The organism is Streptomyces sp. NBC_01241, from assembly GCF_041435435.1.
In the GTDB taxonomy this organism is placed as follows: Bacteria; Actinomycetota; Actinomycetes; order Streptomycetales; family Streptomycetaceae; genus Streptomyces.
In genome coordinates, this window is the sequence record NZ_CP108494.1 from 1,712,951 (window position 1) to 1,735,150 (window position 22,200).

Sequence of the window (22,200 nt, forward strand, 5' to 3'; positions counted from 1 at the left end):
GGCCGGGCGGGCCCGGGGTCCGGTCCCGCCCGGCGAACCGGTTCCGTCCTCCGCCGGAGGACGGAACCGGAAGGTTCCTACCGGTGCGCGGGGAACTCCACCACCTGCTGGTAGGTCGGGCGGTTCTGCCAGTGAATGGACTTCTGCGCGATCCCGCCCAGCGGCCGGTGCACGATCGAGTCCGAGCACCACTGCTCGCCCGCCTTGCAGTCGTCGTCCCCCGGGTACACCGCGGCGGCAGGCTCCGCCGCGGCCCGCTTCAGGGACGTCAGCAGCGCGTCGCGGCAGCTGTCCAGGTCACCGTTCCCGCAGTACGTCCTGGCCAGCGGGCCCTTGACCGGCTGCCCCAGGACCTGGCGCAGGTCCTTGTCCACGAAGCCCCACCAGCCGTACTGGAACGCCGAACCGCTGTGCGCCCCGCTCGGTCCGTGGCTGGCCGCCGGGGACTCGTCGGTGGCGAGGTTGGCGGTCAGCGCCCCGTACAGCCCGTCGCCGAGCCCCGGCCTGAACTCGGCCTCGACCAGCTGCGGCCACCACGCATCCATGATCCGTACCGCGTCGGCGTAGCTGTACGCGTGCGATCCCGGGCTGCTCTCCCTGCGCTGCGGCCCCGCCGCCCGCCAGGACTCCAACTGCTGGACCACGCCGTTCAGTTCGGGGTCGGTTACCGGCCGGGAGCGGATCACCTTCAGCAGTTCGGGCAGCAACTGCTCGCCGCGCAGGTCGGTGACGGCGGCCTGGGCCATGGCCCGGGTCAGGGAGGCGCGGGTGACACCGCCCTCCTCGACCAGCTTCGCCACCCGGTCGTCCAGCAGGTCGGCCCGGTGCACCGCGCCGAGCCCGAAGCCCGCGGCCGCGTACCCCTTGGCCTGCTTGTTGTTCCAGGAGACGTAGTAGTCCTGGCCGCTGGAGTGCGGGTGCTCGGCGAACGGGGTGTACGCGGCGGTGTTGGCGGCCGGGTCGTACCCCTTCCACTCGTAGGTCCGCTCGGCCTTCACCGGCAGCGCCGGGTCGACGCCCGCCGCGCGCACGGGGTTCATGCCGCTGTTGTAGTAAGCGGCGGTGCGGGAGTCCGCGTAGAACCAGTTGAACGCGTAGTCGATGTTGCCCGCCGCCCGCTGGAACGAGGCGGCGTCCTTGACGTACGACGGGTCGTTGAGCATCTGGAAGCCGATGATCGAGTCGGCCTCGTGGCGGTAGGTGGTGCGCAGTGAGGTGTACGCGACGGGCTTGCCGCCCACGGTGGCACGGTGGGTGACGATCCCGTAGTTCGTGCGCCGCACCTGCATCCGGTAGGAGCCCTTCGCGGTGGAGTCGGCGACGGTCGGCGTCCAGGAGTTGGTGCGCTCCAGCGTCTCCATGGCGGTGCAGGTGCCACGGTAGAGGTAGTGCGTGGAGTCCTTGGTGGGCGTGGCGCCGCCGGGCTCGCACAGGTCGACGGCGTACGTGTCGGTGATGTCCTGGCCGGCCGAGGTGGCGCTCCAGGCGTAGTCCTGGCCGCGGCCCATCTGGATGTACATGCCGACACCGGCGAAGGAGACGCCCCGGGCGCTGATGCCCGGGCCCTGGAGCTCCTGGAGCATCATCAGCTGCGGGGCGAAGTAGCCGGTCTGCGGCCCGAAGACGGCGATCGGGTTTCCGCTCGCGGTGTGCTTGCCGGAGACCAGCAGCGCGTTGGACATGCCGCGCTTCTGGGCACCGGAGCCGGAGCCCAGCAGCGAGCCCGCGGGAATGACGCCGTCGTCGTAGATGCCCTGAGCCTTCTTGAGCGTGGCCGGGGCCTTGACGGGGGCCTTCTTGTCGGTGCCCGCGGAGCCGGTGCGGTCGTGGATCAGGGGCTCGGCCGTGACGGACCCGCTGTCGGGAAGCGCGGTGCCGCGCGCCGTGGCGGGCTTGCCCGCGTACGGGAACGACGTGCCGTCATGAACCGTCAGCACGGCCTCGGGGTCCTCGCGCTGCCGGAACGACTCCCAGACCTTGGTGCCTTCGGCGACGCCGTACTTCTGCTGGGCGGAGAGCAGCGAGAGCGCCGCCTGCACCTCGCCGCCGCCACCGCCACCGAACTGGCCGCCGACCACGGAGGCGATCGAGATCAGGTCGGTCAGCTTGAACGGCTGGATCTCCCCGATGTTCGTGATGGCGTCGATCTTGCCGGTGAGGACGTACTCGCCGGGGAAGTAGCGGCCCTTCTTGGACTTCTCGCGGTAGGCGTTGATGCCGTCGATGTACGCCTGGGCGTCCGCCATGGCCTGTTCGCCGCGGGCGCCCTCGTGGGTCCGGATGTACGTGACCTGGGCTTCGAGATCGGCCTCGGTGTACGGGGCCTGCGGCCAGAACTGCTGCTCCAGGCCCTGGTTGGCCAGTGCGCCACCGGCGAACGAGGTGAGTTCGCCGCGTCCGATGTGCCGGAAGAGGTCCATCAGCCAGAGCCGGTCCTGCCCGGCGGCGAATCCGGCGCCGAACTCGGTGCCGTACCGGGTGGTGCCCTTGATGTGCGGGACACCGGACGCCTTGTCACGGGTGATGGTGACGTCGTCGCGGGGCGAGGTGACGGACTCGACCTGGTCTTTCGGGACGCCGAACGAGGCGTCGTTGAAGAAGTCGGTCAGCTTCTGGTCGGTGAGACCGGCGTGCCCGGCCACCAGGCCGTTGTAGCGGTCGAGTTGGTCGTCGCTGTGGGCGGGGTGCGTGCCGAACGCCTTGTTGCCGAGGATGTCGACGAGTGTGGCGTTGCCGTTCTCGCCGGGTGGCAGGATGTCGTCGCACTGCCCCTGGCAGTAGTCGGTGACGGGCGCGGGTTCCGCCGCGGCGCCGGACTGGGGCGAGGCCGCGAGCAGGGTGGTGCCGAGCGCGAGAACCGCCGCGACGGTGGCGGCTCTGAACTTGACGGTGCGTGGGGGCATGCGTGCTCCTCCGAGAGGCCGATGGGCCGGAGGTTACTGGCGGTATGACTCGCCGGTAAGGTGAGCAACAATCACCTTTTCCGAATCATCACATACCCCTCGTCCGCGAGCTCATGACGACTGGCCATCTCGCATGCTGGACGCTGTTCCGGGTGGATGGATCCGGATCGGGTGCTCGTACGTCTATCCCTCGACGCCGAAGTACGAGCGACGGAGGTGGCAGTGCGGTGGCCGGATTCCGGAGTCTTGCGAGACAGGCCCGCGACCCTCGGGGCGATTTGGCGCTGCGGCGGTATTCGCTGCGCAAGTGCCTGGAGCGGTTCGCCCCTTATGGGCACCGGGCGACCTGGGATCACCTGTGCGCCCGGCACGGGATCGGGCCCGAGGACCGGTCCCCCGATCCGGTGCGGCTGATGCGCGCGCTGGACGAACTGGAGGCGGCGCGGGCCGTCTGGCTCGGTTACGAGGCGGGGTTCGCCGAGCGCCGCAGGCGGGAGAAGCACAACGGGCTGCGCAGGCCCGGCGCGTTCGACGACTGGCACCGGCGCACCTGGGGCGGGTACGGGGTCGCCCGCTGCGCGGACCCGGAGGTGCACCCCTCGGCGCCGCTCGCCGAGGTCCTCGGCCGGCTGATCGCCGCCCTGGAGTCGGAGCCCGGCACGGCCTGCCCGGTGTGCGCGGGCACGGAGATCGCCTGGGCGTCGGAGCTGGGGTGCGAGCCGTGGTCGGGGCCGCTCTGCACGGGGTGCGGAATCCTGGTGCCGCAGCCGGTGCTCACACCGGGGGCGCTGGCGAAGGCCCGGAGCGAACGGCGCCGGGATCTGGCGTCGGCGGCGTGAGGGGCGGGGGCGATCCGTGCCCGGATCGGGCGGGGCGTCCAGCGCCCGCGCCCGACGGCCGGACGACAGCCGGCAGGTCCCCCGGATCTACCGGCCGTCGTCCGGCCGGCAGTCCGCCGACGGGCGCTCCGGCATCAGCCGGGAGCCGCTGATCCGCTCACCTGAGATGTCGTTCGGGTTGGAGAGCACGCAGCTCTCCAGCGACAGGCAGCCACAGCCGATGCAGTCGGTGAGATGGTCCCGCAGCCGCCCCAACTGCTCGATGCGCTCGTCCAGTTCGGAGCGCCACGTGGCGGAGAGCCGTGCCCAGTCGTCGCGGTTGGGGGTGCGCTCGTCCGGGAGTTCGGCGAGGGCGTCCCGGATGGTGGCGAGCGGGATTCCGACCCGCTGCGCCGCCCGGACGAACGCGACCCTGCGCAGCGCGTCCCGGCTGTAGCGACGCTGGTTGCCGCTGGTGCGACGGCTGCTGATCAGGCCCTTGGCCTCGTAGAAGTGCAGGGCCGAGACAGCGGCGCCGCTGCGCGCGGAGAGCTGGCCGACCGTGAGTTCCTGGAGTGTCTGTGGGATCTGGGGCACTCCTCCAACCCTACGTGGCCGCCCCGGGCCGGTCCGTCGTTGACAGGAACCGCACCGCCAACCATGCTGAGCAAGCGCTTAGGCCGACCGGCAATGGGGGGCGTCGCCTCCTCATTGCCGGTCGGCCTTGGACACGCGTTGTGATGCCGGACGGCCGACAGCGGGAAGGGCAGGGACCAGGGACATGGCAGAGCCGAGGATCTTCACGTCCGCGCAGGAGCTGCGCGACGGGGTGGGCGAGCAGCTGGGGCACAGCGAGTGGCTGGAGGTCGACCAGAAGCGGATCGACCTCTTCGCCGAGGCCACCGGTGACCACCAGTGGATCCATGTGGACCCGGAGCGGGCCGCGACCGGTCCGTTCGGCACGACGATCGCGCACGGCTACCTCACGCTCTCGCTGCTGCCGGCGCTCGTCCCGCAGATCATGCGGGTCGAGGGCATGAAGATGGGCATCAACTACGGGACGAACAAGGTCCGCTTCCCGTCCACCGTGCCCGTGGGTTCCCGGCTGCGCGCGACGGCCGTCCTGAAGAGCGTCGAGGAGGCCGGGGGCGGCGTGCAGGTCACCGCCGTCGTCACGGTCGAGCGCGAGGGCGGCGACAAGCCGGTGTGCGTGGCCGAGTCGGTGTCGCGCTACTACTTCTGACGACTCCCCGGCGCTACCGCTGGGCAGCCACCATGCGCAGGACAAGGCCGGCGTACAGCTCGCCGACCTCGTCCGGCGTCCGGCTCCCTTGTGCGTTGAACCAGCGCGCCACATCGATGCAGAGCGAGAGCACCGCGAGCGTGGTGCCCGGGATGTCGGGCACGTCGAACTCCCCTGCCCGCACACCCTCGCTGATGATCCGGCGCACCACCGCGTCGCTCCTGCGGCGCAGCTCGACGATCTCGGCGCGGTGCTCCTCGCCGAGGGCGTCGAGTTCGTACTGGACCACGCGGGCCGTGGTGTGCCGTTCGGCGTGCCAGCGGACGAAGGACCGTACGGCCTCGGCCAGCCGCTCGGCGGCCGTGCCGCCGCCGCCGGCCGCGGCCTCCAGGACGAACAGGGCGCGGTCGTGACCGATCCGGCTGATCCGGTGGAGCAGTTCTTCCTTGGTCTTGTAGTGGATGTAGAGCGCGGCGGGACTCATCCCCGCCCGGCCGGCGATGTCGCGGGTCGTGGTGGCGTGGTACCCGCGCTCGGCGAAGGCGTCGACGGCGGCGACGAGGAGCCGCCTGGCCGCCTCGGGCGTCACCTCGGCCCACGGCGCACTGTCGCCGTCGGTCTCCTCCGCCGTGCTCATCGTCACTCGCCCCTCTCGTCAGCAGGACGAACACCATACCGCGAACCTGAGCAAGCGCTTAGGGCCCGTCCGGGAGGGATCGTCAGAGCTTCTGGAAGGGGTCGTGGTCGGCGAGGATCTTCTCCAGCCGGGCCTGGTCGACCCGGCTGACGATGCGCCCCGCCTCCTGCCGGTCACGGATGACCTTGGCCAGGGTGAAACAGGAGGTGACGAGATAGAGGACGCCGATCGCGAGGAACCCGCGGACCCAGGCGTCGGCGTCCAGGAAGTAGATACCGAGAGTCATCGCAGCCATCGCCACCCCGAAGGACGCGACGGCCTGGCCGTAGAAGGCCGCGGTGCTCTGCTGTTTGACTGGTGCTGTGTCACTCATGGCACCCAGCATCGGCCGAGGTGGCGTGCACCACATCCGTCCCCGTACTCAGTCCGGTACTCAGACTCCCGTTCGAGGACTCCCGTTCGAGCGGCGACGCAGCGGTCAGAAGGCCGAGACCCCAGTGAGTGCGCGGCCGATGATGAGCTTCTGGATCTGACTGGTGCCCTCGTACAGCGTCATCACCCGGGCGTCCCGCAGCAGCTTGCCGACCGGGTACTCATCGATGTAGCCGTAGCCGCCGAAGACCTGGAGGGCGTTGTTGGCGGCGCGGACGGCGGCCTCGGAGGCGAAGAGCTTCGCCTGGGAGGCGGCGGTGGCGAAGTCCTCGCCACGGTCGACGAGGTCGGCCACCCGCCAGGTCAGCAGCCGGGCCGCGTCGACGTCCACGGAGATGTCGCTGATGAGTTCCTGGACGAGCTGGTAGCTCGCGATGGACTTGCCGAACTGCTCGCGCTCGCCCGCGTAGCCCACGGCGGCGTCGAGGGCGGCCTGTGCGATGCCGACGCAGCCGGCCGCGACCGACATCCGGCCCTTGGCGAGGGCGGACATGGCGATCGAGAAGCCCTTGCCCGCCGGGCCCAGGAGCGTCGAGGCGGGGACGCGGACGTCCTCCAGGACCAGCTCGGCGGTGGCCTGGCCGCGCAGACCGAGCTTGCCGCGGATGGTGCGGCGGCCGAGACCGGGGGTGTCGGCGGGGACCAGGAAGGCGGATATGCCCCGGTGGCCGGGGATGTTCTCGGTACGGGCGAAGAGCAGCACCACATCGGCCCAGGTGCCGTTGGTGATGAACATCTTGCTGCCGTTGATGACGTAGGAGTCGCCGTCCCGGACGGCCTTGGTCGTCAGGTTCCCGGCGTCCGAACCCGTGCCCGGCTCGGTGAGGCCGAAGCAGCCGATCGCCTCGCCCGCGGTGAGCCTCGGCAGCCAGTGCCGCTTCTGCTCCTCGTCGCCCCAGGCCGCGATCGTCTTGGCGACCAGGCCGAGGGACACGGAGACGATGCCGCGGACCGAGGAGTCGCCGCGTCCGAGCTCCTCGGTGACCAGGCAGTAGGCGAGGTGGTCGCCGCCCGAGCCGCCGTACTCCTCGGGGACGGTCAGCCCGAGGAAGCCGACGGAGCCCAGCTTCTTCACGATCGACTTGTCGATGTTCTCGGCCCGGTCCCAAGCCGCGACGTGGGGGGCGATCTCCCGGGCGACGAAGTCCTTGGCGAGCTGCCGGACGGCTTCCTGCTCCTTGCTGAGCTCCAGGTTCATCCTCGACACTCCAGCTTTAATTAGCACTGCTAGTTTTTCGTTCGCAGGCCCTACTATGTGCCGCATGGCCCGACCGCGCAAGCCCCTCCTCAGCAGAGACCGCATCGTCGAGGCGGCGAGCGCACTCGTGGACTCCGAGGGGCTCGACGCCGTCTCCACCCGCCGGCTCGCCGCCGAACTCGGGGTCAGCGGACCCTCGCTCTACAACCACTTCCGCAACAAGGACGAGATCCTGGACGCGGTCGCGGACGCCGTGTCCGCCCAGGTCGATCTGTCGATGTTCGAGGAGTCGGACGCCCGTGACTGGCGCGCCGCCCTGCACGACTGGGCCGTCTCCTATCGTGCGGCGCTCGCCGAGCACCCGCACATCGTTCCGGTGCTCGCCCAGGGACCGGGCCGCCGCCCGGCCGGCCTGCGGGTCGCCGACGCGGTCTTCGGCGCGATGGTCAGGGCCGGCTGGCCGCCCGCCCAGGCGACGTACATCGGGGCCCTGATGCGCTACTTCATCACCGGCTCGGCCCTCGGCTCGTTCGCCCGCGGCTTCGTGGACGACGAGACGGCGTACGACCCCGCGGACTATCCGCACCTCGGCCAGGCCCATCTGCTGGCCGACCGTCGCCAGAAGGTCGACGAGGGAGCCTTCGAGACCGGGCTGCGGGCGCTGGTCGACGGCCTCTCGCTCCAGTACGAGCAACTGGAGCCCGGGCAGCTGCCGCCCGCCGGGACCGTTCGGCCGGCGCCGAAGCGTTCCTGACGCATCCTGGAACACATGGCACGCATGGCACACCCCGACCCGGCCGCGCCCCGGCTCGCCGCCCTGGCCGCGCTCCTCGCCGACGACACCCGCGCGGCCTTCTGTCTGGCCCTGCTCGACGGCCGCGCCTGGACCGCGGGCGAGCTGGCCCGGCACGCCTCAGTGGCGCCCTCCACCGCCAGCGAGCACCTCGGCAAGCTCGTCGCGGGCGGGCTGCTGGCCGAGGAACGGCAGGGCCGCCACCGCTATCTGCGGCTCGCCGGCGAACGGGCGGCGCACCTCGTGGAGGATCTGGCCGCTCAGGTCGTCACCGACGCCCTGCCCGAACGGCCGCGCACCCTGAGCACGGTGAGCGCCGGGAGCGCGCTGGCCCGCGGCCGCACCTGTTACGACCATCTCGCGGGCCGGATCGGCATCGCGATCGCCGATGCCATGACCGTACGGGGGCTGCTGGAGCAGGACGCCGGCTTCGCGCTCACCGACGACGGCGTCGGCTGGTTCGGCGGGCTGGGCATCGGTCTGGAGTCGAGGTCGCGGCGTCCGCTCGTAAGGAGCTGTCTGGACTGGACGGAGCGCAGACCGCATCTGGCGGGGGTCGCGGGCGCGGCGCTGTGCCGGTACGCGCTGGATGCGCGGTGGTGTGTACGGATCGGGTCCGGGCGTGCGGTGAAGGCGACCGCGGAGGGGGAACGGGCGCTGTACGAGCACCTCGGTATCGAACCGGATTCAATTCGGTAGGTGCCGAACGGTCCTGGCCCTACGGTCGGGGACATGACGACGACACCCGCCCCGGCGGCGACCCCCTCGGCACCTCGCGACTGGCGGGCCCCCGCCGCGGCCTGCACCGCCGTGCTCCTGTGGGCCTCCGCGTTTGTCTCCATCCGCAGTGCCGGCGAGGCCTACTCACCCGGTGCGCTCGCGCTCGGCCGGCTGCTCACGGGCTCCGTGGCCCTCGGCGCACTCCTGCTGTTGCGGCGCGAGGGACTTCCGTCGCGGGCCGCCTGGCCGGGGATCATCAAGTCCGGACTGCTGTGGTTCGGCCTGTACATGGTGCTCCTCAACTGGGGTGAGCAGCAGGTCGACGCGGGCACGGCCGCGATGGTGGTGAACATCGGTCCGCTCCTGATCGCGCTGCTCGGGGCCCGGATGCTCGGTGAGGGGCTGCCCGGCAGGCTGGTGGCGGGCATGGCCGTCTCGTTCGCGGGCGCCGTCGTCGTCGGACTCTCCATATCGGGGCACGGGGACGCGTCGGTGCCCGGTGTGGTGCTCTGTCTGCTCGCGGCGGTGGCGTACGCCGCCGGGGTGGTCGCCCAGAAGCCCGCGTTGCGGCACGGCTCCGCACTGCAGATCACCACCTTCGGCTGCCTGGTGGGCGCCGTCGCGTGCCTGCCGTTCTCCGGCGCGCTGATCTCCGACGCCGCCGACGCACCGCTGTCCGCCACCCTCAACATGGTCTACCTGGGTCTCTTCCCGACCGCGCTGGCCTTCACCACCTGGGCCTACGCACTCGCCCGGACCACCGCGGGGCGGATGGGCGCCACCACCTATGCCGTGCCCGCGCTGGTGGTGCTGATGTCCTGGCTGCTGCTGGACGAGGTGCCCGCGCCGCTCACCGTGGGCGGGGGTCTGCTCTGTCTGGCCGGGGTGGCGGTCTCCCGTGCGCGTACACGGACTGACCTGACGCGGAAAATTCCGGCACAGCCGGTGGAGGGACGCCGACATGACGCGGAGCGCCAAGGAACCGAGCGGCCGTAGGAAGGCGGAGAAGCAGTCGGCCGGGGGCCGGGAAGCCACGCCGGACGCCCTCTTGGAGGCGGCCCGCTACGGCGGCACCGGGCTCGACGGCTTCGCCGTGGCCGACAGCGGTGACGACGACCCGGTCCTGGTGACACCCGAGGGCTGGGCCCGGGACGCCTGGCGCGAGGACTACCCGTACGACAACAAGCTCGGCCGGAGGGCGTACGAGAAGTCCAAGCGCGCCCTCCAGATCGAGCTGCTCTCGCTCCAGCACTGGGTGAAGGAGCGAGACGAACGCATCGTCATCCTCGAAAGACCCCAGGACCGGGTCCGGTGAGGGCCGGGCTCAGAACACCACGAGGGCGCGGCCTCCCTTGCCCGCGATCATGTTGTCGAAGGCCGCCGGGATACCGTCCAGCGCGATCCGTTCGGTGACCATCATGGCGAGGTCGAACCTGCCCGCCCGGATGTGCTCGGCGAGGACCGGCAGGTCGCGGGCCGGGTCGCTGTTCCCGTACACACAGCCCGTCAGTGAACGGCCCCAGTGGAAGATCTCCAGGGCGTTGAAGGACACCAGTTGGTCCTTGCCACCGATGCCGACAACCGTGGTACGGCCGCCGCGGCGGGTGGCGTCCCAGGCGGCGCGGATGGTGGCGGGCCGTCCGACGCACTCGATCGCGACGTCGGCGCCCTGGCCGCCGGTGAGTTTACGGATCGCGCGCGGGGTGGTGTCGGAGGCGATCACGTAGTCGGTGGCGCCCGCCTGCCGGGCCAGTTCCTCCTTCTCGGGGGACACGTCGACGGCGATGATCTGCGAGGCGCCCGCGATCCGGGTGGACTGGAGCACCGCGAGGCCGACGCCGCCGATACCGAACACGACGACGGACTCGCCGGGGCGCACCCGGGCGCTGTGGTGGACCGCGCCGTATCCGGTGAGGACCGCGCAGCCGAGCAGCGCGGCGTCGGTGAGCGGGATGCCGTCCGGGGCGGGCAGGACGCAGTTCGCGGCGACGACGGTCTCCTGCGCGAACGCGGCCACGTTCAGCCCGGGGTGGAGTTCAGTGCCGTCGGCGGTACGGGCGTGAATACCCCCGGCCCCCGTCAGCGCGTTGGCACAGAGCCAGACCTCGCCGATCCCGCAGTAGTGGCAACTTCCGCAGGAGGGCGCCCAGTTGAGTACGACACCGTCGCCGGGCGCGACATGGGTGACGCCCTCGCCGACCGCGACGACGGTGCCCGCGCCCTCATGTCCGAGGACGGCGGGGACGGGCACCCGCATGGTGCCGTCGGACAGGGAGAGGTCGGAGTGGCAGACGCCCGCGGCGGCGAGAGCGACCCTCACCTGGCCGGGGCCGGGCTCCGGGAGTTCGATGTCGGTGATCTCCAGGAGAGCTCCGACGGCGGGCAGTACGGCGGCGCGGACCACGAACGGGCTCCTTGACGGTCGGCAGCGGGGATCGGTGCGGGGGCGGACGGTCAGAACTGCAGGGACTTGGTCTGGAGGTACTCGGCCAGTCCGTGCGCACCGAGCTCGCGGCCGACGCCGGACTGCTTGTAACCGCCGAACGGGGCGATCGGGTTGAACCGGCCACCGTTGATGTCGACCTGCCCGGTGTCCATCCGGCGGGCGAACGCCACCGCCTCGGCGTCGTCGCCCGCCCAGACCGCGCCCGCGAGACCGTACACGGTGCCGTTGGCGATGCGCAGGGCGTCGTCCTCGTCCTCGTAACGGATGATCGAGACGACCGGGCCGAAGATCTCCTCCTGGGCGATGGTCATCTCCGGGGTGACGTCGGCGAACACGGTGGGGCTGACGAAGTAGCCCTGCTCGCGCGGGGCTTCGGGGCCGCCCGCAACCAAGCGCGCACCCTCCGCCACGCCCTTCTCGATGTAGCCGAGCACCCGCGCGTGCTGCTTGGCGTTGACGAGGGGGCCGATGCGGTCGCCGTACTTGGCGGCGGCCTCCGCGGCGAGCGCGACCGCCTCGTCGTACCGGGAGGTGTGCACGAGCATCCGGGTCCAGGCGCTGCACGTCTGGCCGGAGTTGCCCATGACGTTCGCGACGCCGACGCCGACGGCCTTGGCAAGGTCAGCGCTCGGCAGGATGACGTTGGCGGACTTGCCGCCCAGTTCGAGGGCGACGCGCTTGACGGCGGCGCCGGCCGTGGCGCCGATCCGCTTGCCGACGGCGGTGGAGCCGGTGAAGGAGACCAGGTCGACGCCCGGGTGTTCGGCGAGCGCCTGTCCCGCGACCGGGCCGAGGCCGGTGACCAGGTTGAACACACCCGCGGGGACACCCGCTTCGTGGACGGCCTCCGCGAACAGCTGGGCGGTCAGCGGGGTGTCCTCGGCAGGCTTGAGGACCACCGTGCAGCCGGCCGCGAGCGCGGGGGCGACCTTGGCGACGATCTGGTGCAGCGGGTAGTTCCACGGGGTGATCGCGCCGACGACGCCGACCGGTTCGGCGTAGACGGTGGAGTTGCCGACCGACTCCTCGAAGGCGTACGACGCGGCAAGCTCGGCGTACGAGCCGGCCACCAGGATCGGTACGCCCGCGTGCACCGCCTGCGAGAACGGCAGCGGCGCGCCGAGTTCGGCGGTGACGGTCGCGGCGATCTCGTCCTTGCGGGCGGCGAGGACGTCGCGCAGGGCGGCGATTCTCGCGGCGCGCTCGGCGGGCGGCGTCGCGGCCCAGGCGCGGAAGGCCCCGCGCGCGGCGGACACGGCGGCGTCGACGTCCTCGGCGGTGCCGGCCGGGACATGGGCGATGACCTGCTCGTCCGCCGGATCGACCACCGCGATCGTGTCCGTGCCCGCGGCGGGGCGCCACTCGCCGCCGATGTACATCCCGTCGTGGGCCTTCATCGCGTTCCTCCCGGGGCCGTGGTTACGGCGTAGTCGTCCGCGCCCCAAACTAGCGCTGTTAGTTTTTGGGCGCCAGGGGCCATTCGCCAGGGACGCTGGTCATGGCTCCCGTCACCGTGTCACGCCGTGCGCCGGATGTCCGTCCGGCCGGGCCAGTAACCGGATGTCCGTCCGGCCGGGCCAGTAATACGCCGCCCGGCCCCCGCCTTCGCACAGTCCGGCGCGACGGCGCAGAGCACCGCCGCGCGGAGCACCGCAGAGGCCGTGGACGGCGACGAGACGCTCACCGCCCGGGTGCCCGCCCGCTCCGACAGCGCCGGCAACAGCTGCGCTCCGGCGACGTACTCCTGGATCGGCGGCAGCGGCAAGGTCGCGCCCGGCGGCGACGAGGACGCGAAGACGAGACGGGCCTGTCGATCGTGGCAGCCGTTCCGGCTTACACCTCCCCGTGGGGAGACGAGCACTGGCGCAAGCCACTGGCACCCCGCGACGCGAGACGTCCCGTCACGATGCCGCTGGTAACGCGATCGGCAGGCGCGCCCTCGGGCACCCGATCCGGGATGGGGTATCCCCTGCTCGAACGGAGTTGAGAGCTTGGGGAAGGACGGCACCGCCCCACGACGACCGGAGTGATCGTCGTGGGAATCGGACCGCCCAGGCCGACCGTGGTGTCCGGGCGCGTGACGCAACCCGCCGCCCCGTGACGGAGCGTGCACACGATGCGCGGGACCGAACGGGGACACACCAAGGAACGCGGGCGATCAGTGCATCCAAAACCGTTCGGGATGCGCGCAGTGCCGGGCAGTGGGTCCAAGACTCACTCCTGCTCACTGATGAGGAACGGTCTCGAACTGGGTGCGGTAGAGCTCCTCGTACCGGCCGCCGGCCGCGAGGAGTCCTTCGTGGGTGCCGCGCTCGACGATCTGCCCGTTCTCCACGACCAGGATGAGGTCGGCGGCCCGTACGGTGGAGAGCCGGTGCGCGATCACGACCGCGGTGCGCCCGGCGAGGGCCTCGGTGAGCGCCTCCTGGACGGCCGCCTCGGAGGTGTTGTCCAGGTGGGCGGTGGCCTCGTCGAGGATGACGACGCGCTGGCGGGCCAGGAGCAACCGGGCGATGGTCAGCCGCTGGCGTTCGCCGCCGGAGAGCCGGTAGCCGCGTTCGCCGACGACGGTGTCGAGCCCGTCGGGCAGCGAGGCGACCAGACCGTCCAGGCGCGAGCGGCGCAGCGCGTCCCAGAGGTCCTCCTCGGTGGCTTCGGGCCGGGCGAGCAGGAGGTTGGCGCGGACCGACTCGTGGAAGAGGTGGCCGTCCTGGGTGACCATGCCGAGGGTGTCGCGCAGGGTCTCGGCGGACAGATCGCGTACGTCGATGCCGCCGATGCGCACGGAACCCTCCTCCGTGTCGTACAGGCGCGGCAGCAGTTGCGCGATGGTCGACTTGCCCGCTCCGGACGAGCCGACGAGTGCCACCGTCTGGCCGGGTTCGGCGCGGAAGGAGACCCCGCGCAGCACTTCGTCGCCGCCCCGGGTGTCGAGGGTCGCGACATCCTCGAGGGAGGCGAGGGAGACCTTGTCGGCGGACGGGTAGCCGAACCGTACCCGGTCGAACTCCACGGACACCGGGCCCTCCGGGACCGCCCGGGCGTCCGGCTTCTGGTCGATGAGGGGCTTCAGGTCGAGAACCTCGAAGACCCGCTCGAAGCTGACGAGGGCGCTCATCACCTCGACGCGCGCCCCGGCCAGGGAGGTGAGCGGCGCGTACAGCCGGGTCAGCAGCAGGGCGAGGGCGACGACCGCGCCCGCGTCCAGCTGCCCGCGCAGCGCGTAGAACCCGCCGAGCCCGTAGACCAGGGCGAGTGCCAGCGCGGACACCAGGGTCAGGGCGGTGATGAACGCGGACTGGGCCATGGCCGTGCGTACGCCGATGTCGCGCACCCGGCCCGCTCTGGCGGCGAATTCGGCGGACTCGTCGGCGGGCCGGCCGAAGAGCTTGATCAGGGTGGCGCCGGGTGCGGAGAAGCGCTCGGTCATCCGGGTGCCCATCGCGGCGTTGTGGGCCGCCGCTTCCCGCTGGAGCCTCGCCATCCGCGTACCCATGCGGCGCGCGGGCAGCACGAACACCGGCAGCAGCACCAGGGCGAGCACAGTGATCTGCCAGGAGATGGAGAGCATGACGCCGAGGGTGAGGAGCAGCGTCACGACATTGCTGACGACTCCGGAGAGTGTGTTGCTGAAGGCGCGCTGGGCGCCGATGACGTCGTTGTTGAGGCGGCTGACGAGCGCGCCGGTGCGGGTGCGCGTGAAGAACGCGATCGGCATGCGCTGCACATGGTCGAAGACGGCGGTGCGCAGATCGAGGATCAGTCCTTCGCCGAGGTTCGCCGAGAGCCAGCGGCCGGCCAGCCCGAGCGCGGCCTCCGCGACGGCGATCACGGCGATGAGCAGCGACAGCCGGGTGACGGTGCCCCCGTCCTGGCCGGCCACGATCGCGTTCACGACGCGTCCGGCGAGGACGGGCGTGGCGACCGCGAGCAGCGCCGTCGCCACGCTCAGGAGCAGAAACAGGGCGACGCGGCGCCGGTGCGGACGGGCGAACGCGGCGATGCGCCGCAGGGTGGCTCGGTCGAAGGGGCGTCGGTCCGCTTGCGCGTTCATGACGTTGTGGAGCTGTGTCCACGCGGTGGCTTCCATACTCATGGGAGGAAACGTACGACCTCCAGCGGACTTGAGGTCAATGGCTGCCGTCGATCGCCGGTGTCAGACGTCGAGACCCGGGATGTCCTTCGGCAGTGGGCAGATCCGGCGGCCGTGGTGGTCGAAGACATACAGGTGCGCGAGGTCGACGAGGAGCGGTACCTGTCCACCTTGCACTCCCGCCGGAGTCGGCGGTCCGGATGACGTCAGGGCGCGTCTCGCTGCGTCAACAAGATGTTGACATACGAGCAGTACGAGCAAAACCCCAGGTCAACGCGGCGGTCACGCGCTGGGCACAACCAGCGGCACGTCCGTCGGCACGTCCGTCGGCACGTCCATCGGCACGTCCATCGGCACGTCCGTCGGTAGACCGGAGGCACGCCGTCCGGCGCCTTGGCAGGGCGTCACCGTCACCGGGATGTCGTTGAGCACGGCGGCCGGCGCGGTCGGTCCAGGACCTGCGCGAGGTAGGCCCGGAGCAGGACGCGGGTCTCGGCAACGATGGCCGAGTCGCCCGACGGGTCGGCGCGGAAGGCCAGTTGGAGGAGGGCGTCGGCGGCCTCGACGCAGACCAGGACCGTCCGGAGCAGATCCTCGTCGGGGGCGCGGCCGAGGTGTCCGGAGAGGAGTTCGGTGAGCCGGCCGGCGACCCGCTGGTTGGCGTCGTCGGCCGGGTCGTCGTCGGGGGCCGGCGAGCCGAAGTCGACGAGGGCGAAGCCGGCCACGGAGCGCTTCATCCCCAGGTACTCGTCCAGGACGGCATCGATGGCGCTGCGCCAGTCGTCGGCCGGGATGACGGCGAGGCGGGCGGTGATGCGTTCGGCGTAGCTGTCCAGATTGCGCCGGGCGAGCGCGTCGGTCAGCGCGCGCTTGTTGGAGAAGAACCGGTAGACGGAGCCGATGGGGACCTCGGCGCGGACGGCGACGGCCCGGGTGGAGAGCTGCTCGTAGCCGGTCTCGTCGAGGAGTTCGGCGCAGGCGTCGAGTATCCGCGCGAGGCGTTCGGCGCTGCGCTGCTGCACGGGGGCGCGGCGGAGGTTCGTATTCGCATGGGGCACGGGCTCCATGATGCCGTGGGTCTCCTCTGCGGGGGGCGGGCCGGTGCGGGCGCGGCCTCATGCGATGAGCAGGGACAGTCCGCCGATGGTGTACGTGATCATCAGGACCAGGAGCGGGAGTTGCCCCGCGACGGCGCGGCCGGCCGGGAAGAGGCGTACGGACCTGTCGTGGGCCGCGACGACGCCGAGTACGTGGCCGAGGACGATCGCGGCGACCTGGAGCGTGGCGACCCCGCCCGGGCCCAGGGGCGGTTCGGGCGGGGCGGGATTGTCAGTGCCGGATGCCACCATGACGGTGCGTGGTCCTTCGGTGACGAAGAGCGTGAAGTAGTGGGCGACGAGATAGCCGAGGGCGATCGGGACGAGCGAGTGCGCGAAGGCGGTGAGGGGATGGTGGAGCCGGCCGGAGATCAGCCGGGTGGCGCCGGTGCAGAGGGCGTAGAGGGTGGCGACGAGGGCGACGGCGCCCAGGAGCCCGAGCGTGGCCGCGGTGGTACGCCCCAGCGGTGAGGTCTGGACGGTGGTGATCCAGGACGGGGCGTCCGAGAAGCCGTCGTAGGCGGTGGAGCCGAGCATGACGCAGACGGTGGCGACGAGTCCGGGGCTCTGCGGGGTGGCGTCGAGGCCGTTGAAGGGGGAGCGGAGTACGAGACGGCGGTCGGCGGGGCGGCGGCCGAGCGGGGAGAGCCGGGCGAGCAGCCCCGAGTAGACCTCGAAGGCGTCCGCCCGGTCGAACCATCCGGCGCCGTGGCGGGCGGCGCCCGCGAGGTGGACGGCGGTGTAGAGGGCGAGGAAGAGAAGGAGGGTGGTGGTCGACGCGGGGTCGGGTGAGACGAGTTCGAGCCAGGTGAAGGCGAGGAGCCCGGCCGCGGCGGGCCAGAGCCCGAGGCGCGGGGGAAGGGGGCGGCCCGCGGCCGGGTCGCGGCCGAGCGCACGACAGCCGAGGAGGTGGACGGTACGGAGCGGGTTGAGCAGTCGCCAGACGGGACCGAGGAGGAGTGAGGCGGGGACGAGCCCGACCCAGAGGAGTACGTAGACGGCGCCGGGGGCCGGATTGCGGTCCGGGTCGTCCGGACCGAGGAGGAGGTGGAGCGTGACGAACAGGGCGGCGGCCAGCCCGAGTACGCGCGCGGCGATACGGGTGGGGCGGGCGTCGGCGAGGCGCTGGACGGCGGCCGGGAGCGGGCGGCCGGCCCGGTCGCCGCGGAATCGGGAGGCGGACCAGAGCAGGCCGAGCGCGAGGAAGGAGACGAACAGCGCGGCAAAGGCACCGGCGAAGGCGTAGAAGGGGGACAGCGGGAGATCGTGCTGGGCGCCGATGCCATGGGCGAGGACGCTCACCGTACGACGAGTTGGGTCAGGAGCAGGTCGGACTCGTGCGTCTCGACTTCGAAGAGCCCGGTGCGGTCGGCGGTGAACGTGAGCGTGACGGTCTTTCCGGCGGGCAGCCCGGCCTCCTTGTCGTAGCCGTGCACGTGGAGGGTGTCGGCGTGGTCGCTGCGGACCCGGAGGGCAATGATCCGGCCCTTCTTGATCTCGGTACGGCCGGGAGCGGGGCTGACCTTGCCGTGGGAGACGACGATCTCCAGGGTCGTGTCGGGCCGGGGCGTCTGCGGTGCGTGCGTCGCGGGGGCGGTGGGCGGTGCGGAGGCAGTGGAGAGGGAGGTGGCGGCCTGGATCGGGGCGGAGTTCACGGCCCAGGCGGTGTGGTCGTCGGCATAGAGCCGGGCGGTGAGGGCGGTGCCGCCGCCGGCGCCGCGGACGAGGGACTCGGGGAGGTGGTACCAGGAGCCGTAGACCCGGGCGAGGGGGTGGCCGTCGAGGAAGAGGCGGGCGTGGCCGCGCCCGAGGAGAGCGGCGCCGCCCACGCTGTCCGGGGTGAACCGGAAGTTCCGCACGGAGAGGTGGACGTTCCACCCGTCCTCGGAGTCCGGCCGGACGTCGACCGTCACCTCGGGGGCGCCCGTGGCGTCGACCTGCCGCAGCCGGTGGCCGGAGCCGTCGTCCGCGGCGAGGAGCCGGCCGACGCTGCCGGCGGCCTGCTCGTGACTGGTGCCGGGTTTGTGGTGGGTGGTGGCCCGGCCGCCGCAGGCGCTCGCTCCGAACAGGAGGGCGCCCGCGGTGAGTGCGGTGACGGCTGCGGCGCCCGGCCGGACGGCCCTCGGTCGTCTGGGGGAACGCTTCACGATGCGTCTCCTTCCGGAGCGGGGGCCGGGGCCTGGGCGGGGGGCTGCGCAGGGGCCGGTGTGGCGACCGCGTCCGTGTCCGCAGCCCAGCCCTCCGCCGGCGCTCCCCGTTCGCCCGCCGCTGCCCGTTCGCCCGACGCTCCCTGTTCGCCCGACGCCGCCCGTTCGCCGTGCCGTGCGGCAGCCACGACGGCCCACACCACCCAGATCACACCGAGCAGTCCACGCACCCAGGCCGGGCTGAGCGGAATCCACGGGATCATGAACACGACCTTGTCGACGGCGTCGAGCAGCGTGAGCGCGCCCAGGACCACCGTGGTCCAGCCCAGCCACGGCCGTTCGCCCCGCAGCACCAGCCCGATCCCGGTCCACCACACCCCGGTCAGCAGCAGCGCCAGAGCGGGCACGTAGGAGGAGGCCAGTCCCATCGTCGATCCGGCCACGTCCAGCCCGAGACCGATCACGCCGAGTACCGTGACGGCGGTGGCGAACCCGCTGCTGCGAAGCCTGCGCCACCAGAGCACCCCGCCGACCAGCGCGAGCACCACCGCGACCGCCAGCGCCAGTTGCACCTCGATGCGCTCGATGCCACGTGCTCCGTACCAGTCGCAGCCGGCCGGCAGCCGTCGCGCCTGCACGTTGTAGTCGGCGCAGACCAGCAGTTGGGCCAGCTTGACCGGTTCGCCGACGAGCCGGTCGGTACGTCCGGACACGGCGCCGCGCTCGGAGCCGCAGGCGGGCAGGGCGCGCGGGGAGGACGGACCGGTGTCCGACTGCCAGCAGTTGCCGTCGCCCTGGCCGTCCCACCACACGTCGGTGCGGTTGGGCCGGGAGTTGCCCGCCTTGTCCGTGCCGAGGTGGTTGCCCGCGTACCGGTTGTGGTGGGAGGTGTCGGCCTGCTTGGACAGCGCGTTCTCGCCGCGGATGAAGGCGGGGACCGCGGTCAGGAAGAAGGCGGCGCGCTCCTGCCCGTAGATCCAGTTGTTCTCGTAGAGGTTCCAGTTGCCGCCCGCGGTGATGATGCCGGAGCCGGGCGGCATGGAGATCTGCGGGCAGACGACGCCGTCCTCGTAGCCGCGGTCCACGGGCGGCTTGGCGCAGGTCCCGTCGGCGACGTACGGGTAGTAGTCGGCGTTGTTGTCGTGGATCAGGTTGCGTTCGAAGCGGGCGTGGTTCTGCGGCAGACCCGGGTGGCCGGGGAAGGCGCTGTCCATCGAGGCGCCGCCCATGTTGTGGTCGAACTCGTTGTCGTGGACGTAGACGGAGTCGCCCGCGGTGCCGGAGTAGCCGACCATGTTGTGGTGGCTGCGGCAGCCGGTGATCTCGATCGAGTAGCGCGGCACGTCGTAGCCGTACGCGTCATTGATGTTCGACGCGCTTCCGGGGTAGATGCCCGAGTCCCCGTTGCCGTACGACTCGCAGTTCTTGTACAGCCCGTGATCGCTCGCGAAGGTCAGGAACCCGTACTCGTCGTTCCACCGGGTGAGGACGGAATCGATGACGAAGCCGTCCTGGGCGAGGACGTACAGGGAGTTGAACGTGGTGCGCTGGGCGGTGAAGTTCTTGAAGTAGACGCCGTCGGAGCCGTCCGCGCGGATCGCGTTGAGCTTCTGGTACTTGGCGTCGATGACGACATCCGTGCGCTCGGCGCCCGTCCCCTCGATCTGGAGGTTCTTCTTCCCGAGGATCGCCACCAGGTTCTGGTTGTGCGGGCAGTGCGCCTGCTGCGCGTAGGACAGGATCTGGTAGCCGAGCTGGGAGTTGGGCGCCTTCAGCCGGGCGCATTCCCCCGTCGGCTTGGGCAGCGAGGGCTCCTCCTCGTACAGGCCGGGCAGGATGGCGATGTTCATGCCTGGCCTGCCGACCGCGTCGACGGCCTGCTGCAGATGGCGGTAGCCGGATTTCAGGCACCGGTCGAACAGCTTCAGGTTCCGGTCCCGCAGCCCCTGGGGGAAGCCGGCTATGCGGCGCTCGAAGTCCGCCCGGTCGCTCTTGCAGACCAGCAGATCCGGTTCGCCGGTGCGGTACACGGGGACGCTGCCGGTTCCGTCGGGCAGGGTGACCGGACGTTCCTCGTGCGCCTGGGCGGCCGGAGCCGCGAGGAGGGCGGCGGCGAGCGCCGCCAGAACCACCAGAAGTCTTCGTGTCCACGACATGTGCGGGAGAGTAGAGCATTGTTCAGCTTTTGGACCCCCCTGTGCACCATGAATGCCGTTGACGCGCTTCGATTCGATTCCTACGGTTGTCCATAGGATTTCTTCGGCACCGGGAGCGCACATGAGCGGCATCGAGCAGGCGAGGAAGACGGCGGAAGGGCTTGAGTACTGCGCCGGTTTCGGCAATCAGCACAGCTCGGAGGCGGCACCGGGGGCGCTGCCGCACGGCCGCAACTCTCCTCAGCGCGCGCCCCTCGGGCTCTACGCGGAGCAGCTGAGCGGCTCGGCCTTCACCGAACCGCGGGCACACAACCGTCGTTCCTGGCTCTACCGGATCCGCCCGTCGGCCGCCCATCCCCCGTTCGTCCGTATCGGCAACGGGGCGATCCGGACCGCCCCGTTCACCGAATCCGTACCCGATCCCAACCGGCTGCGCTGGGACCCGCTCCCCGCGCCCGCGGCCGGGACGGACTTCGTGGCCGGCCTGTGGACCCTCGGCGGCAACGGCGACGCGACGCAGCGCACCGGCATGGCCGTGCACCTCTACCACGCCGACGCGTCCATGACCGACCGGGTGTTCAGCGACGCGGACGGCGAGCTGCTGATCGTCCCGGAGCGGGGCGGCCTGCTGCTCCGTACCGAACTGGGCCTGCTGCGCGCCGAACCGGGGCACGTCGCGCTGATCCCGCGCGGCATCCGTTTCCGTGTGGAACTGCTCGACGCCACCGCCCGCGGCTACGTCTGCGAGAACTACGGCCAGCCGTTCGCCCTTCCCGACCTCGGCCCGGTCGGCGCCAACGGCTTGGCGAACGCACGGGACTTCCTCGCTCCCGTGGCTGCCTACGAGGACGACGAACGCCCGGTGGAGGTGATCAACAAGTTCTGCGGGAACCTCTGGTCCGCGACCTATGACCACTCGCCGCTGGACGTGGTCGCCTGGCACGGCAACCACACCCCGTACGTCTACGACCTGCACCGCTTCAATGTCATCGGCTCGATCAGCTACGACCATCCCGACCCGTCGATCTTCACGGTGCTGACTTCGCCGTCCGACACCCCCGGGCTGGCCGGGGTCGACTTCGTCGTCTTCGCACCGCGCTGGCTGGTCGGCGAGGACACGTTCCGGCCGCCGTACTTCCACCGCAATGTGATGAGCGAGTACATGGGCCTGATCGAGGGCGCGTACGACGCGAAGACGGCCGGCAAGGGCGGGTTCGTACCGGGCGGCGGCTCGCTCCACAACATGATGTCGGCGCACGGCCCCGACCGGGAGACCTTCGACCGGGCGAGCGAGGCGGAACTGAAGCCGCAGAAGATCGACGACGGCCTGGCCTTCATGTTCGAGACCCGCTGGCCGGTGACGGCAACCGGGCAGGCGGGCGCCGCCGGCCATTTGCAACGCGGCTACGACGACGTGTGGCAGGGTCTGAGCCGCAACTTCAGGCCGTAGGCAACGGCGCCACGTATCGGCCCCCGCATCGTCGCGTCCGCTGTGTCGCAGTACGGAGAGACCAGGT

General features: G+C 71.4%; 19 protein-coding genes and 1 pseudogene. 7 read left to right on the plus strand and 13 right to left on the minus strand.

Annotation, left to right across the window (positions count from 1 at the left end; translation table 11 throughout):
* Nucleotides 1-77: 77 nt before the first annotated feature.
* On the minus strand, nucleotides 78-2,903 hold the full coding sequence (locus tag OG306_RS07300; protein WP_266907113.1) for a penicillin acylase family protein: 2,826 nt from the start codon (nucleotides 2,901-2,903) through the stop codon (nucleotides 78-80).
* Between the two features lie 227 nt (nucleotides 2,904-3,130).
* On the opposite strand from OG306_RS07300, the gene OG306_RS07305 reads away from it, so the two are divergent.
* A complete protein-coding gene (locus OG306_RS07305; protein ID WP_266745289.1) occupies nucleotides 3,131-3,742 on the plus strand; it encodes a hypothetical protein in 612 nt (203 codons plus the stop codon).
* A gap of 87 nt (nucleotides 3,743-3,829) precedes the next feature.
* Here OG306_RS07305 and soxR read toward each other — a convergent pair whose 3' ends face one another.
* Nucleotides 3,830-4,318: a redox-sensitive transcriptional activator SoxR gene (gene soxR / locus OG306_RS07310; protein WP_266745290.1), complete on the minus strand. Its 489-nt coding sequence runs from the start codon at nucleotides 4,316-4,318 to the stop codon at nucleotides 3,830-3,832.
* Nucleotides 4,319-4,502: 184 nt separating this feature from the next.
* On the opposite strand from soxR, the gene OG306_RS07315 reads away from it, so the two are divergent.
* Complete coding sequence (locus OG306_RS07315; protein WP_266745291.1) at nucleotides 4,503-4,964, plus strand: MaoC family dehydratase; 462 nt, start codon at nucleotides 4,503-4,505, stop codon at nucleotides 4,962-4,964.
* Between the two features lie 13 nt (nucleotides 4,965-4,977).
* Here the strand turns inward: OG306_RS07315 and OG306_RS07320 are convergent, their stop codons facing one another.
* The 3 genes from OG306_RS07320 to OG306_RS07330 all read right to left on the minus strand — a co-directional run bounded on the left by OG306_RS07320 (nucleotide 4,978) and on the right by OG306_RS07330 (nucleotide 7,231).
* On the minus strand, nucleotides 4,978-5,601 hold the full coding sequence (locus tag OG306_RS07320; RefSeq protein WP_266745292.1) for a TetR/AcrR family transcriptional regulator: 624 nt from the start codon (nucleotides 5,599-5,601) through the stop codon (nucleotides 4,978-4,980).
* Between the two features lie 82 nt (nucleotides 5,602-5,683).
* Complete coding sequence (locus OG306_RS07325; RefSeq protein WP_266745293.1) at nucleotides 5,684-5,974, minus strand: YiaA/YiaB family inner membrane protein; 291 nt, start codon at nucleotides 5,972-5,974, stop codon at nucleotides 5,684-5,686.
* 105 nt (nucleotides 5,975-6,079) lie between these two features.
* A complete protein-coding gene (locus tag OG306_RS07330) occupies nucleotides 6,080-7,231 on the minus strand; it encodes an acyl-CoA dehydrogenase family protein (protein ID WP_266745294.1) in 1,152 nt (383 codons plus the stop codon).
* 64 nt (nucleotides 7,232-7,295) lie between these two features.
* Here OG306_RS07330 and OG306_RS07335 point away from each other — a divergent pair, with 64 nt between their 5' ends.
* The 4 genes and pseudogenes from OG306_RS07335 to OG306_RS07350 all read left to right on the plus strand — a co-directional run.
* Nucleotides 7,296-7,985 (plus strand): TetR/AcrR family transcriptional regulator, encoded by a 690-nt coding sequence (locus OG306_RS07335; RefSeq protein WP_266745295.1) that lies wholly within the window; start codon nucleotides 7,296-7,298, stop codon nucleotides 7,983-7,985.
* Nucleotides 7,986-8,000: 15 nt separating this feature from the next.
* Complete coding sequence (locus tag OG306_RS07340; RefSeq protein ID WP_371665197.1) at nucleotides 8,001-8,723, plus strand: ArsR/SmtB family transcription factor; 723 nt, start codon at nucleotides 8,001-8,003, stop codon at nucleotides 8,721-8,723.
* Between the two features lie 33 nt (nucleotides 8,724-8,756).
* On the plus strand, nucleotides 8,757-9,740 hold the full coding sequence (locus OG306_RS07345; RefSeq protein WP_266745296.1) for a DMT family transporter: 984 nt from the start codon (nucleotides 8,757-8,759) through the stop codon (nucleotides 9,738-9,740).
* Nucleotides 9,706-10,047 (plus strand): annotated as a pseudogene (locus OG306_RS07350) (polyphosphate kinase 2); the annotation flags it as partial. The gene OG306_RS07345 and the pseudogene OG306_RS07350, both read left to right, overlap by 35 nt.
* 21 nt (nucleotides 10,048-10,068) lie before the next feature.
* Here OG306_RS07350 and OG306_RS07355 read toward each other — a convergent pair.
* The 8 genes from OG306_RS07355 to OG306_RS07390 form a co-directional block, all read right to left on the minus strand.
* A complete protein-coding gene (locus OG306_RS07355; RefSeq protein ID WP_266745297.1) occupies nucleotides 10,069-11,148 on the minus strand; it encodes a Zn-dependent alcohol dehydrogenase in 1,080 nt (359 codons plus the stop codon).
* 50 nt (nucleotides 11,149-11,198) lie between these two features.
* Nucleotides 11,199-12,587: an aldehyde dehydrogenase family protein gene (locus tag OG306_RS07360; RefSeq protein ID WP_266745298.1), complete on the minus strand. Its 1,389-nt coding sequence runs from the start codon at nucleotides 12,585-12,587 to the stop codon at nucleotides 11,199-11,201.
* A gap of 119 nt (nucleotides 12,588-12,706) precedes the next feature.
* Complete coding sequence (locus tag OG306_RS07365; RefSeq protein ID WP_266752734.1) at nucleotides 12,707-12,955, minus strand: hypothetical protein; 249 nt, start codon at nucleotides 12,953-12,955, stop codon at nucleotides 12,707-12,709.
* Nucleotides 12,956-13,414: 459 nt separating this feature from the next.
* Nucleotides 13,415-15,286, minus strand: coding sequence for an ABC transporter ATP-binding protein (locus OG306_RS07370; RefSeq protein WP_266745299.1), 1,872 nt, complete (start codon nucleotides 15,284-15,286; stop codon nucleotides 13,415-13,417).
* 407 nt (nucleotides 15,287-15,693) lie between these two features.
* A complete protein-coding gene (locus OG306_RS07375; protein WP_266745300.1) occupies nucleotides 15,694-16,350 on the minus strand; it encodes a TetR/AcrR family transcriptional regulator in 657 nt (218 codons plus the stop codon).
* Between the two features lie 48 nt (nucleotides 16,351-16,398).
* Nucleotides 16,399-17,682 (minus strand): hypothetical protein, encoded by a 1,284-nt coding sequence (locus OG306_RS07380; protein WP_266745301.1) that lies wholly within the window; start codon nucleotides 17,680-17,682, stop codon nucleotides 16,399-16,401.
* Nucleotides 17,679-18,527 (minus strand): hypothetical protein, encoded by an 849-nt coding sequence (locus OG306_RS07385; RefSeq protein WP_266745302.1) that lies wholly within the window; start codon nucleotides 18,525-18,527, stop codon nucleotides 17,679-17,681. The genes OG306_RS07380 and OG306_RS07385 overlap by 4 nt, the downstream gene beginning before the upstream one ends.
* Complete coding sequence (locus OG306_RS07390; RefSeq protein WP_327259417.1) at nucleotides 18,524-20,683, minus strand: right-handed parallel beta-helix repeat-containing protein; 2,160 nt, start codon at nucleotides 20,681-20,683, stop codon at nucleotides 18,524-18,526. The genes OG306_RS07385 and OG306_RS07390 overlap by 4 nt, the downstream gene beginning before the upstream one ends.
* 121 nt (nucleotides 20,684-20,804) lie before the next feature.
* Between OG306_RS07390 and hmgA the strand changes: the two genes are divergently transcribed.
* Nucleotides 20,805-22,133 (plus strand): homogentisate 1,2-dioxygenase, encoded by a 1,329-nt coding sequence (gene hmgA / locus OG306_RS07395; protein WP_266907108.1) that lies wholly within the window; start codon nucleotides 20,805-20,807, stop codon nucleotides 22,131-22,133.
* The last annotated feature ends 67 nt before the right edge of the window (nucleotides 22,134-22,200 follow it).